This window comes from Paenibacillus sp. FSL R7-0216 (assembly GCF_037969915.1).
Classification (GTDB): Bacteria; Bacillota; Bacilli; order Paenibacillales; family Paenibacillaceae; genus Fontibacillus; species Fontibacillus rhizolycopersici.
This window is the reverse complement of the sequence record NZ_CP150222.1, coordinates 4,590,451-4,603,177: the sequence shown is the minus strand read 5'-3', so window position 1 is coordinate 4,603,177 and position 12,727 is coordinate 4,590,451. Positions and strand designations below refer to the sequence as shown.

Below are 12,727 nucleotides of genomic sequence, written 5' to 3'. Positions count from 1 at the left end.
GGAAGGTGGAACCCATGAAAATTAATGAAACCGGACGGGTTGGAGCCATCAATAACTATCAACGCCAGGTTGAATCTCAACATAAAGATACAGGCAGCAAAGCTCGCCGTAAGGATGAAGTATCCATTTCGGCGGAAGCCAAGGAACTGCTGAAGGCGCAGGAGGTTGGATTTAATCCTGAGCGGGCTCAGCGGATCGAGGATTTGAAGACGCAAGTCTCCTCGGGAACTTATCACGTGGAAGCCGGCAAAATCGCTGACAAGCTTGCTCCGTACTTCAAGTCTTTTCTGAACGAGTAATAGGAGGCGGCTATGGCTATAAAACGACTGATTGATGCGTTGAATCAACTGGTTGATGTCCATCAAACCATGTTAGCGTCGGGACAGGCCAAGAAGGAAGCCATCATGAAGGACGACATCGAGTCCTTGATTCAAATCATGAATCAGGAGTCCCGGGTGATGAAGCGGATTGCCGCTTTGGAGGAAGAACGGGTTGCTGCCTGCCAAGTTTTTTTGCAGGAAAAGGGGATTAAGTCGGCGCTTAACTTGACTATTACGGAGCTGGCTCGGCTTGTTTTTGATCCCGAGGAGAAGAAGGCTCTATTGCATACTCAAGAAGCGTTATCCAAGACGCTGAATGAGTTAAAATTCATTAACGATTTGAATCAGAAGTTGATTGAGCAATCGCTCGCATTCGTCAATTATTCGATGGATTTGTTAGGGGCTTCGCCGATGCAGGAGGCAACCTACAAACCGCCGACAGATAAACCGACAGGCTCCAAGGGGCCGGGCTTTTTTGATGCTCGGGCTTAGCAGTAAGCCGACAAGGAGGAACTTATGACATCGACATTCCATTCGCTCGAAACCGCGAAGCGAAGCTTGTTTACACAGACGATGGCTCTAAATACAACCGGCCATAATATCGCGAACGCCAACACGGACGGTTATTCCCGACAAACGGTGAAAATGAGCGCGGCCCGTCCTTTGGAAGCTTACGGAATCAACCGTTCTGTAAATCCGGGGCAATTGGGTACCGGGGTGGAAGTCGTTTCGGTTGAACGGATCCGGGAACAGTTCTTGGATGAGCAATTCCGCAATGAAAATAAATCGCTTGGCGCTTGGAATATCCAATACGACACGCTCGATAAGCTGCAAACGATTATTAACGAGCCTTCCGATACTGGAATCAGCGCACTCGTAAATAATTTCTGGAAAGCATGGTCCGACTTGAGTAAGGACCCTGAGAACATCACGAACCGGAAAATCGTCAAGGAAACGACCCTCGCTCTGACGGATGCATTGAACCATACCAGCAAACAGCTTAGCGATTTGAATTCCGACTTGACGAACAACGTCGCAGTGAACGCGTCTGATATGAACTCGATCCTCTCTTCGATCGCTGACTTGAACCGGCAGATCACCCGGATCGAAAGCTTGGGCGATAAAGCTAACGACCTTCGGGACCAACGGGATTTGCTGACGGATCAACTGTCCAACTTGGTCAATGTCGAGGTGACCGAGCTTCCGGAAGGCTATCAGATTACCATGGGCGGACAAGTATTGGTTGCGGGTGAGAACCCGACGCCAATCACGGCTGACTTTTTGCAGAATGCCTATGCTGCGGGAACACTAAACAACGGCGAGATTTATGGGATGATCTATTCCCGCGACACCTATGTACGGGATTATCAGAGCCAGCTTGATCAATTTGCGAATACGTTGGTCAACGGGGATATTACCGTTACGATCCCGGCGGGGGCGATCCTACCGGAAGGTACGGTCATCGGGAATCAAACCTTCTCGGGACCTACCCGCACACTGGCTACAGACCTGACTGTGACCATTAAAGGCATTAACGCACTGCACAAGCTTGGCTACAGCGCGAATGATGGAGTTCCTGTCCCTGGTGGCGATTTCTTTGCAGCCAAAGACGGAGGGACGGCGATCACGGCCGGCAATATCACCATGAGTCAGGCGATTTTGGACGATCCCAGCTTGATTGCAACCTCACTGAGAACCACTGGTTCCGGCACCACGGAAACGGTGGTCAAAGGGAACAACGGTCTGGCGTTGATCATGGCCGATCTCAAGGACGTGAAGTTCACCTTCGGTGGCGGCCAAACGGCAACGTCCACGATTGACGACTACTTCAAGGCCATCGTTGGACAAGTCGGTGTACAAGCGAATGAAGCCAAACGACAAGCCGACAACGCGCTGATCCTAACCGACCAGGTGAACGCCAAACGCCAATCGGTCAGCGGCGTCTCCCTCGACGAGGAAATGTCGAACATGATGATGTTCCAGCACGCCTACTCCGCAGCCGCGCGCTTCATGACAACCTTCGACGAAGTATTGAACAAGCTGATTAACGGCACCGGTGTGGTAGGACGCTAAATGATATAAATGATTTTTGATAGTATTCAAGCCTAACATGTTTCGCAAGCTAAGGAGGTTGAATCAATGGCTTTACGCGTCACATCCAATATGATGAGCAACCAGGTGCTTCGCAACCTGAATCGCAACCTAAACAAAATGTCCGAACAGCAAAATCAGCTGTCCACCGGACGTAAAATCAATAAACCTTCCGACGATCCCGTCGGCGTAACCTACGCGCTCCGCTATCGTTCCGAGTTATCGGCGAACGACCAGTACAGCCGTAACGTCGACACGGCTTTGGGATGGCTGGATACGACGGATTCGGTGATGTCTCAGGCGGAAGACGTTATGAACCGGTTAAAGGAATTAGCCGTGCAGGCAAGCACAGGGACCAATCCACAAAGTGCTTTGGATAGTATCTCTTCGGAGTTTCAGGAATTAAAGAAGCAGCTCTCCGATTTGGGCAATACTCAGATTAATGGTAAGTTCATTTTCAATGGGCAAACCTATAATATTGAGCCATATGACTCTAACGATCCGGCTTCGGCTGAGACAGACTCTGGAGCCGTCGAGTATACCGTTGGCCAAGGGGTTACATTCCAAATAAATACATCAGGGAATGATTTTTTTGGTGAGAAGAATGGTACGGATAATGTATTCAGCATTATTGACCGTATGGTCACTGCGATGAGTACCAGCAGTTTTCCTGACATCGCCAAGGAAGTGGAGAATATCGATAACCGCATGAATAAGATGGTGTCGGTTCATTCTGAAACAGGCGCACGAACGAATCGTGTCGAACTGATGCAGACGCGACTTGAAAATGAAAACCTGGGATTGACTGAATTACAGTCTAAGACCGAAGATGCTGATATCGCAGAGCTTATGATCAAATCCAATGTGTCGTCTAATATTTACCAAGCCTCGTTGTCTGCAGGGGCCAAAATAATTACACCGACATTAGTTGATTTTCTTAAATAACTTAATAGTATCTAAAAAAGATGCAGTCTATAATGAAGCTGTGAACTTGAACGTTCATGGCTTTTTTATTACAAGGAGGATTATAAAGCAATGGATGCTCTGATGAAAAATGATTGGGATATAAACGAAGAAATGGTGTTTACCTTTAACAAAGGGATACCCGGATTTGAACAATATACGAAATTCTTTTTTATCAAGCATGATGATAGCTTCTATTTACTTCAATCGGTTGAAAACGAAGAACTCGCGTTTATAGTTACTAATCCCTTCATCTTCTATTCTGAATATGAGTTTGCACTATCAATGCAAGATCGAGAAGAGTTGCGAATTTCGGACCAAAGCGAAGTTGGTGTTTGTACTATTGTTACCTGGGGAGATGAACTCACTCAAATAACAACTAATTTGGTGGCGCCTCTCGTATTGAATATGAAGGAACGCCTTGGGAAACAGGTGGTGCTAGTGAACAGCAGTTATGCCACCAAACACCCGTTATTGAAGAAGAAGTCGTTGTTTGTGAAGGAGGATGGGCCTCGTGCTAGTGTTGAGCCGTAGGAAAGGCGAATCTATCATGATTTCAGATACGATCGAGATTGTTGTTTTAGAGACAGAAGGGGAAACCGTGAAACTGGGAATCAAAGCTCCGAAAAACGTGGAAATCCATCGTAAAGAAGTATACATGGCGATACAAGAAAGTAATAGGGAGGCCTCAAGCGATAAGGCGGCCCTTCTTCAGAAATTGGCGGGTTGGGAAGACGATAAGTAGAGAGTTTGTTTGCGGGGGAAGCTAGATGAAAATTGCTTATTTTATAATGGCTCATCATAAGCCTTCTTTATTGTTAAGGTTATTAAATGCAAACTACACTGAAGAAAATGTGTATCTTATTCATATTGATTCGGGTGCGGAGACGGAGATGCATGAATTAGTCCGTAATCTGAGTGAAAGTAACTCGAATATACGAATTCTACCCTCGCGGTATTTGTCATGGGGGGGATGGTCTTTAGTTCAGGCAGAATTAGATGCCATGAGCTATTTAATAAATTGGGATTCGGATTGGAGCTACTATATCAATTTAAGCGGACAAGACTTTCCTCTTGCAAAGCAAAGTGTTATTCATAATTTTCTATCGCGATCCAATGCAAACTATTTAACAGCAAGAGCGATAAACTTGGAACCAGCAAAGAAAAAGTATACTCAGTCATATTATAGGGTTGAGGATTGCGGAATGTTATTAAATATGGGAGATCGAAAACCATTTGAGGAGTACTTTGCTTCTCATATCACACCTTATTATGGATCCCAATGGAAAATGATTACACGTTCTTTTGCTGAGTACTGCACAACATCCCATCTCTCATTCGAAATGCAGGATTATTACAGGTATACTTTTATACCTGATGAGGCTTTCTTCCAGACTTTGTTGATGAACTGCGAGTTTAAGGATACCCATATTAATAATAACTATCGTTATTTTCAAATGCAGCGGTCTGAAGAGGTTTTCCTACGTCCTAGGATTGTTAACTCAAGCGACTGGCAGGCTTTATTCAAAAGCGAAGCCTTATTTGCCAGAAAATTTGATGACAGCGTGGATTCACAAATACTGTCGATGATTGAAATGGCCCTGGGTAATAAAATAGATTCGAAATTAAAAGAACTTTGAAAAAAAACGTTATCCCTATTAACTATTAATTTAGGACTTCCGATATAACATATAGAAAGGTTTGAAACGGGCGGCCGACCTTCGAACCTATCACCACATGGACGTGGGTTAATTTAAATTCAGGGAGGAAATATCTAATGATTATCAACCACAACATTCCAGCTTTGAACACACACCGCAACATGGGCTTGAACACAACAGCAACAAGCAAAAACATGGAGAAATTGTCTTCTGGTCTTCGCATCAACCGTGCTGCTGACGATGCTGCCGGCTTGTCCATCTCCGAATCGATGCGTGGTCAAATCCGCGGTCTGGAGCAAGCACAACGTAATGCTCAAGACGGTATCTCTTTCGTACAAACGGCTGAGGGCGCGATGAACGAAGTAAGCTCCATGCTGACTCGTATGAAAGAACTGAATGTTCAAAAATCGAGTGGAACTTACAGCTCCACAGATAAAGCGAACATCAATGAAGAACTGAAAGAACTTGGCGCACAAATCGACAACATCATGACAAAAACAACTTTCAACGGCATCAGCATTACGAAAGGTGCTACGATCACGGTTAATGATAAAGCGACAGGTTCGATCACAATCGGTACTATTGCTACTACTGGATTCAGTAGCTTGGGTTCCAGCAGTGGTCTTAGCGCTATTGAGACTGCAATCAAAAACGTATCCACTCAACGGGCTAAACTCGGTGCTGTACAAAACCGTCTGGAGTATACTTCCAACAACATCGGTACTGTTGTAGAAAACCTGACGGCTGCCGAATCCCGTGTCCGCGATACAGACATGGCAAAAGAAATGGTGGCACTGTCGAAAAACAACATCTTGCTGCAAGCTTCCCAATCGATGCTGGCACAAGCAAACTCTGCCCCACAAGGCGTATTGTCTGTTCTTCGTTAATCTTTACTCTTTCAAAAAAGAGGCCTTGTTTATCAAGGTCTCTTTTTCTATTTCTCTTAAAAAAGAGCCGGGATAATCCGATATAAACAATAACAACTAAGCGAACAGCAGCATAGACCGTTCCAATTTATAAAAGAGGAGGGGCAGCGGTGAGTAATAGAATTTCAGGGAATGGACCTGTATTCGGAACTAATGCTGGTATATCAAAAAACTTCAGTGATAACTCGGGGGATGCTGCCACGATAAGCCCAACAGTAAGTCAACCGAGTTTTTCACAAGAACAACAACAGGCCGTTGATCAATTGGAAAAGATGATACGAGCTGTACAAGGGCCGGAAAAATCATTTAAAATTTCAATTCACCAAGAAACACATACCATTATGGTTAAAGTATTCGATAAAGATTCAGGGGACTTGATTAGGGAAATCCCACAGGAGAAACTGTTGGACGTAGCAGCAAGCCTGATGGAATTAAATGGTCTGATTATAGACAAAAAGGCTTGAATAGGAGGGTAATGGTGCAATGAGAATTAGTGGATTATCTTCAGGGTTAGATATCGATGCAATAGTAAAACAGCTAATGACGGCACAAAGAGCTCCGTTAGATAAGCTGAATCAACAAAAGCAGCAAACGGAATGGAAAAGAGATGACTACAGAGAGATCAGCACTAAATTAGTTAGTTTTAATGAAAAGTTGTCTAGTCTAAGCTTAAGCAGCGCGATTGATGCGAAAAAAGCCACAGTTAGCGGTGCATCTGTCGTTACTGCTACGGGAACAGGAGCTGCTACTAATTCGGTCTACAACATTCAAGTGAAGAATATGGCTTCGGCCACTAATGTTATCTATCAGGGAACAGTAGGAGCCACGAAAATATCTGATATTTATAGCGGTTCCCAAACAAGTCTTACCATTGGTTCAGCAACAATTGATTTTTCGTCCAGTGACTCTATTGATTCTTTAGTAACTAAAATTAATAATAATAAAGATGCCGGGGTAACGGCAGTCTTTGATTCGACGACTGGGAAGTTGTCTCTTACAAGCAAAAAGACGGGTAATGATCCAATTGTTTTGGGGGGAGATTTCTTTACTGCAACGAATACGAAGTTGTCAACTTCTGGACAAACGCTTGGAGAAGATGCGACGGTCATTATTAATGGAATCGAAACCAAACAAGCCTCAAATCGGTTTACAGTAAACGGGGTGGAGTTTACAATAACTGGCGTGACCCCCACCGGGCAGTCCTCACAGGTCGAGGTTACACAGGATACCGATAAAATGGTAGACACCATAAAGAAATTCGTAGAGGCTTACAACGAATCGTTGGCACTGCTTAACAAGAAGACGGGGGAAGAACGGTATAGAACCTTCTTGCCGTTAACGAGTGAGCAGAAGGAAGCCATGACAGATGATGAAATTAAGCTCTGGGAAGAGAAAGCCCAAAGTGGCTTGCTTCGTAACGATTCGATATTGAGTAAAGCCGCTAGTGACATGAGAACAGCTTTGTTTGCCGATTTTACTCTTCCTAATGGAACAAAGATGAACTTAACACAATTAGGTATCACCTCAGGTTCCTACAGTGAAAAAGGGAAGCTCTATATCGATGAAACAAAACTGCGGGAGGCGATAGAGTCAAATCCTGAGGGAGTGCATGCTTTCTTTGGTCAAACGGATTCTTCGGCAACCGTGAGTAATAATGCCCGTAATGGTATCTTTAATAGAGTCAAGAAAATTAATACGGAAGCTCTTCAAAGCCTATATGATCGTGCTGGTACATCCAAATATAGTAGTGACTTGACTACAGCTTTTCTACCGGAAAGTGAAATTGGGAAACAACTAAGAGATTTCGATACCCGAATTAGCGACATGAACAGTAGGTTAGCGTTGATTGAAAATCGTTACTATAAACAATTCACTGCGATGGAAACGGCCATGAACAAATATAATAGCGTTTCTAGTAGTTTGTTTAGCTCATAAGAAAGGGAGTAGACAGAATTGATTAACTCACCTTACCAAAAGTACCAACAAACTCAACTACAAACTGCTCCACCTGCTCAACTGCTGCTAATGTTGTATGATGGAGCGATTCGTTTCATAAAAACGGGGATATCTGGTATTGAAGAGAGAGATTACGAAAGGACCAATACCCATTTATGCAAAGCCCAGGCTGTGATTCATGAGCTGATAGCTTCATTAAATCATGACTATCCTATAGCTAAGAATCTGTTGCAGATCTATGAATATATGCTTCATCGATTGATTACGGCCAATTTGAAAAAGGATACTGCACCTGCTCATGAAGTTCTGTCCTATTTGATCGAGTTGAGAGAAGCATGGGATACAGCGGCGAAATCTATTGCCGGTAGCCTAGAAAAGGGTACTGACCGTGGTTAAGGATTATATTCTACAATTAGAGGAATTAACGTTAAATGTAGTGAAAGAAATTGATCAGATTGGTTACGAAGAACTAGCCTTCTTTTCAGATCGAAGGGAAGAGTTGGCTAGTTTTATCCTTGAATCAAGGGAATCTCTTAACGATCAAGATAAGTATCGGCTTCAAAGCTTAAGACAGTATGATAAAGCGATTCTATCTCGTATGGAATATTTTAAAGTAGAGGCAAGCGATTGGTTGCTAAAACGAAAGAATATCAAGACTCAAGCCTCAGCCTATAATGTTGGCTACACCCCCGACAGCATGTTTTTTGATCATAAGAAATAACTTGAAGGGCTGACTCGAATGAAGCGACTAAGCGTTTGCATGATCGTTAAGGATGAAGAGAGGTTATTACCACGTTGTTTAGACAGCATACGTGGTTTAGCCGATGAAATTATTATCGTAGATACGGGTTCTACGGATAGAACCAAAGAAATTGCGACCGAGTATACGAACCAAGTGTTTGATTATACTTGGTCGAATGATTTTTCTGCAGCTCGAAATGAATCTATTCGCCATGCTACCGGTAAATGGATTTTAATCATGGATGCAGATGAATATTTATCAGTTGAAGATCATAATAAATGGTTAGCTTTCTTGAATCATGAGGAGCCTTTGGAGCATCTGGCTTATACTTTGCCAATCATTAATTTTACTGGGAGTAATGAATACGAGGATGAGATTAACACCTCGCCAGTAACTCGGCTATTCCCAAACTTTAAAGGGATTTATTTTGAACGACCCATCCACGAACAGTTGACCCGCGGATCCCAAGGTGAATTGTTCCATAAGAAGCTGGATTTGAATATATACCACACGGGCTACCAAAGTCTTCGTGTTGATGAGAAAAATAAGCATGAGCGAAATATGCGCATCTTTAGACAGATGCAACAAAATGGTGAATTGAGCCATTATGATTGGTTTACACTAGGTAATCAATATCGGTATGCCAAAGATGAGATCCAGGCGCTTGCTTGTTATGAGCGCGCGATCAAAGGAGCAACGGCGAATCTCGCCTGGTACACTCACTGCCTTGTTGGATTAATAACGTTGTACTACAAACAGAATAAGCTGGAACAGTCTTGGGAATGGACGGAATCGAAGTTATCCGAGTACCGTGACTATGCTGAATATCACGCTATCAGAGGCGTTCACTACGAAACAATGGGTTTCTTTGATGAAGCCATAGCTTGTTATTTGAGGGCTATAGAAACGGCTGAATTAAGAGCAAAAAGAAATCAGGAAATTTGGTTAGTGGATCCCATGTACAGCTTCGATATGCCAGTGCAGCAACTGATTGAGGTTTACTTCCGGAAAAACGATAACCAACAAGCTATTTATTGGCTTTCAAAACTGCTAAATAAGAATAAGAAAAACCCTCAAGTGCTACTAAAGCTAGTTGAATGGCTATGCCATAATGATACGCCAGAATCGGTAATTCGAATGTTGAATCAAACTTATGATTTAAGCGATCCTTCCGATGCAACTTTATTATTCAAAGTCTCCTTAGCCTTAGGTAGAGAAGAACTGGTGAATTATTACCAATCTTTTGTGAGTTTAAAAGAAGATGAGTCGATTGCTGATCGGATACGACTCTCTCTCATACAGCAAGATAGACAAGGATGGCAGAAAAGTGTTCAAGGGAACTATGAAATGGCCGAGGATAGTCCATTCTACGTGTGGCTGCAAGGCCTGATCGGGGCAATGGTGTGGGATGAGTATAATTTACTTGAACAGCTTGCTTTGAAACTTAAGGATAAGGATGTTCAACGGGTACATCGAGTTATCGTCCAAATCCTTCAGGATGATGAGATAACTGAGAAGGATCATCATGAAATCGATTCAGATCAATCGTTTATTATTGCAAGACAGTTGTTTTTGCTCAAGCGATACGAACAGTTCGATATCTTTGTAAAAAGGTTTCAAACTATGGAGCTAGTCAATCGGTTAGCCAATTACTTCTACAGTATTAATCTGATCCATTTGGCGATGGATTATTATTCTATATTGTTATCCCAAGAGGCCTTGAACTTCAACAGCTTGGAGAACCTAGGTTTATATCATGTGTATCAAAATTATCATGAGGAAGCTGTGGGATTCTTGGGTGCTGCTCTGCGAGAGCAACCTCAAGCAAGACACTTGTATTACTTTCTTATCAGTAATGCGGGACAGGAAGAAAAAGCTCAGTATATAGAGCTGTTTAAAACAGAGTTACCGAGCTTCACCACCATTTCGTTCGTCACCGATTTCGTGAAAAAACAAAGTCGTTCATAAATAATGAAGGGACTTCCTTTAGAGGGAGTCCCTTCATTATTAGAATCTTTGTAAGTTGGTTTTGATGGATGTCGTTGAGATATCAGGTGTTCTTGGAAGATAGACGACTTTGCATAAGGCACTTAAGTCATCGAATTTCCCTCGCCAGTCATCTCCCATTACGAACACATCGATATTATGTTGTTGTATATCCGTACTCTTTTGTTCCCAGGTGCACTCTGGTATGACGTGATCCACATATTTTATGGCTTCTAGCATCATCTTTCGCTCCTCATAGGAAAAGTAGGCCTGCTTATCCTTAATTGCATTAAAGTCATCTGTTGACAGGGCTACCGTTAAGTGATCGCCAAGCTCTTTGGCACGTTTTAGAAGAAGAATATGTCCATAATGCAAAAGATCAAAGGTTCCATAGGTGATTACCTTCTTCAAAGCAACAACCTCCTAGTTATCAGTGGATAAGGCTGCTATTCTTTCATCGAGAAGAGCGAGCAACTGCGACTTTGTTGTTTGTTGTCTAGCTCGAATATAATGTTGGAGTGCTGAATGATCATCGCCTAATGATTCATATACGTAGCCAAGATTATAGAGGAGGTCTTCATCCCAAGGGAAGAATTGATATCCTCTTTCAAAGGTTTGTATCGCTTCATGGGGATTTCCAGTTAATAAATGAAGCATTCCGTTCATCGCGAAAATATCAGAATCCGCTTCGTTGGACTCAAGATACTGATTTACTGCCTTGTTCGCTTCTGCTAAATGCCCCTGTTCAATCATCCCATTGATTTTTTGCTTAATTTGTTGTTGCATCTTTTTGTGGGCATGAAAGGTTTGCCTTCTCTCTAGGACAACGTTCAAGTGTTCCTTGATGTAGTCGTCGATCAACCCCCAAATACGTTCGGATGATTTATTATCCTGGTAGGAATGGCATAATTTCAGAATGGTGTGACGCTTGTCTGCATAATCATCTTGGCCGATCAGGACTTGATGAATGGCATGCTGTAGTTCCTCTTGTCTATATACCTTTGGGCCAGGTGTCCAGAAATCATAAGGTTCAAATAATAACCCGCGGTTTCCTTTATATTCTTCCAGATCAGTTGGCAAAAATATTATGGGGCGGTTTAGCAGTAAATAATCAATATACACCGATGAATAATCAGTAATCAAAAGATCTGCCGCACCTAGCACATCGTAAAGATCCATATTTGCATTGCCTAACATACCGTCGTTAAGAATAAGAATTTTCGAGGATTTCAACTCTTCTAGTTCTTTAGCAAAATAGGATTCTTCAAATGGGTGAAGTTTGATCACTAACGTAATTTGGCTCTGTTCTAGGAAATCCAGCAACTTCTTTTTTTCAAGCTCAGGAAGTCCGAATATATTACTAAAGTTTTTCGACCCTTCAATTTTATTGGGAGTCACTACGGACTTTCGGAAAGTCGGCATAAAGAAGGCAATTGTTTCTTTTTCAGCATCAAGTTGAGGATATAGAACCTTTAGTCTGGCATTGCTTTCACTCGAGAAGAGGGCATCATTCCGCGGTACACCAGTTATGCGGTATTGTCTGATGTTGGCGCCGTTACAAGCGTTCATCGCTGTATTATACAGCGGAGAGTAGGACATGATCATATCCATTTTCGCCCAATGCTTCTGAATGTCCTCATTCGCAGCCTGTTCTTGCTTGTCCATTTTGGCCATTCCCTTTAAAGGGAAGCCGTGCCACAGGTCGATATTGATTTTATCGTAAGGAGATAAATACTCGCCATGAGTTGTAATATACACGTCACTCTGATCGATATATCGGCTATGACGGAATTGTTCTTCTGTTAGTAGTTTGATATCGTATTTTGCTCTCAGCTCATCCGAAGCAGCATGGTATAAGTGATAGTTGTTTGATCCTGAAGAGGAGAGGTGGAATAGGGTGATTTTGATTTTATCTTGATTTATCATATGGAGGTCCTTTCTTTTCATGGATCAAAAGGTATATTTATATTATCGGAATACATGCGAGAGGTGTAAAGGAAAATGGCTTAATTCAATTTGGAAAACAATTCTTGCCTTATATTTAGGGAGAACTCTCTTTGAAAGACATTAATTAGCCGATAA

The 12,727-nt window shown here is 42.7% G+C and carries 15 protein-coding genes; 13 read left to right on the top strand and 2 right to left on the bottom strand.

Going from position 1 to position 12,727, the window contains the following annotated elements; genetic code table 11:
• Nucleotides 1-14 precede the first annotated feature (14 nt).
• The 13 genes from flgM (at nucleotide 15) to MKZ15_RS21165 (ending at nucleotide 10,627) form a co-directional block, all read left to right on the top strand.
• Complete coding sequence (gene flgM, locus MKZ15_RS21225) at nucleotides 15-299, top strand: flagellar biosynthesis anti-sigma factor FlgM (protein WP_193418026.1); 285 nt, start codon at nucleotides 15-17, stop codon at nucleotides 297-299.
• A 12-nt stretch (nucleotides 300-311) separates the two neighbouring features.
• Nucleotides 312-812, top strand: a complete 501-nt coding sequence (locus MKZ15_RS21220; protein WP_193418024.1) for a flagellar protein FlgN — start codon at nucleotides 312-314, stop codon at nucleotides 810-812.
• A 24-nt stretch (nucleotides 813-836) separates the two neighbouring features.
• On the top strand, nucleotides 837-2,393 hold the full coding sequence (gene flgK, locus MKZ15_RS21215; protein WP_193418022.1) for a flagellar hook-associated protein FlgK: 1,557 nt from the start codon (nucleotides 837-839) through the stop codon (nucleotides 2,391-2,393).
• Nucleotides 2,394-2,459: 66 nt separating this feature from the next.
• The gene (gene flgL / locus MKZ15_RS21210) at nucleotides 2,460-3,356 is read left to right on the top strand and encodes a flagellar hook-associated protein FlgL (RefSeq protein WP_339817955.1); all 897 of its coding nucleotides are present in this window, start codon (nucleotides 2,460-2,462) and stop codon (nucleotides 3,354-3,356) included.
• 90 nt (nucleotides 3,357-3,446) lie between these two features.
• Complete coding sequence (gene fliW / locus MKZ15_RS21205) at nucleotides 3,447-3,908, top strand: flagellar assembly protein FliW (RefSeq protein WP_339817953.1); 462 nt, start codon at nucleotides 3,447-3,449, stop codon at nucleotides 3,906-3,908.
• Complete coding sequence (gene csrA / locus MKZ15_RS21200) at nucleotides 3,889-4,119, top strand: carbon storage regulator CsrA (RefSeq protein ID WP_339817950.1); 231 nt, start codon at nucleotides 3,889-3,891, stop codon at nucleotides 4,117-4,119. The genes fliW and csrA overlap by 20 nt, the downstream gene beginning before the upstream one ends.
• Before the next feature lie 25 nt (nucleotides 4,120-4,144).
• Nucleotides 4,145-5,014 carry a beta-1,6-N-acetylglucosaminyltransferase gene (locus tag MKZ15_RS21195; RefSeq protein WP_339817948.1) on the top strand — a complete coding sequence of 290 codons (870 nt, stop codon included), beginning with the start codon at nucleotides 4,145-4,147 and terminating at the stop codon, nucleotides 5,012-5,014.
• 137 nt (nucleotides 5,015-5,151) lie between these two features.
• The gene (locus tag MKZ15_RS21190; RefSeq protein WP_339817946.1) at nucleotides 5,152-5,922 is read left to right on the top strand and encodes a flagellin; all 771 of its coding nucleotides are present in this window, start codon (nucleotides 5,152-5,154) and stop codon (nucleotides 5,920-5,922) included.
• A 149-nt stretch (nucleotides 5,923-6,071) separates the two neighbouring features.
• The gene (locus MKZ15_RS21185; RefSeq protein ID WP_339817944.1) at nucleotides 6,072-6,425 is read left to right on the top strand and encodes a flagellar protein FlaG; all 354 of its coding nucleotides are present in this window, start codon (nucleotides 6,072-6,074) and stop codon (nucleotides 6,423-6,425) included.
• 19 nt (nucleotides 6,426-6,444) lie between these two features.
• Nucleotides 6,445-7,896 carry a flagellar filament capping protein FliD gene (gene fliD, locus MKZ15_RS21180; RefSeq protein WP_339817942.1) on the top strand — a complete coding sequence of 484 codons (1,452 nt, stop codon included), beginning with the start codon at nucleotides 6,445-6,447 and terminating at the stop codon, nucleotides 7,894-7,896.
• Between the two features lie 18 nt (nucleotides 7,897-7,914).
• Nucleotides 7,915-8,313, top strand: coding sequence for a flagellar export chaperone FliS (gene fliS, locus MKZ15_RS21175; RefSeq protein WP_339817940.1), 399 nt, complete (start codon nucleotides 7,915-7,917; stop codon nucleotides 8,311-8,313).
• The gene (locus tag MKZ15_RS21170) at nucleotides 8,306-8,638 is read left to right on the top strand and encodes a hypothetical protein (RefSeq protein ID WP_339817937.1); all 333 of its coding nucleotides are present in this window, start codon (nucleotides 8,306-8,308) and stop codon (nucleotides 8,636-8,638) included. The genes fliS and MKZ15_RS21170 overlap by 8 nt, the downstream gene beginning before the upstream one ends.
• A gap of 18 nt (nucleotides 8,639-8,656) precedes the next feature.
• On the top strand, nucleotides 8,657-10,627 hold the full coding sequence (locus tag MKZ15_RS21165) for a glycosyltransferase (protein WP_339817934.1): 1,971 nt from the start codon (nucleotides 8,657-8,659) through the stop codon (nucleotides 10,625-10,627).
• Between the two features lie 39 nt (nucleotides 10,628-10,666).
• On the opposite strand, the gene tagD is transcribed toward MKZ15_RS21165, so the two are convergent.
• Both tagD and MKZ15_RS21155 read right to left on the bottom strand, forming a co-directional pair.
• Entirely contained in the window at nucleotides 10,667-11,056 is a 390-nt protein-coding gene (tagD, locus tag MKZ15_RS21160; protein ID WP_339817932.1) for a glycerol-3-phosphate cytidylyltransferase, read from the bottom strand.
• A 12-nt stretch (nucleotides 11,057-11,068) separates the two neighbouring features.
• On the bottom strand, nucleotides 11,069-12,571 hold the full coding sequence (locus MKZ15_RS21155) for a CDP-glycerol glycerophosphotransferase family protein (RefSeq protein WP_339817931.1): 1,503 nt from the start codon (nucleotides 12,569-12,571) through the stop codon (nucleotides 11,069-11,071).
• Between the last annotated feature and the right edge of the window lie 156 nt (nucleotides 12,572-12,727).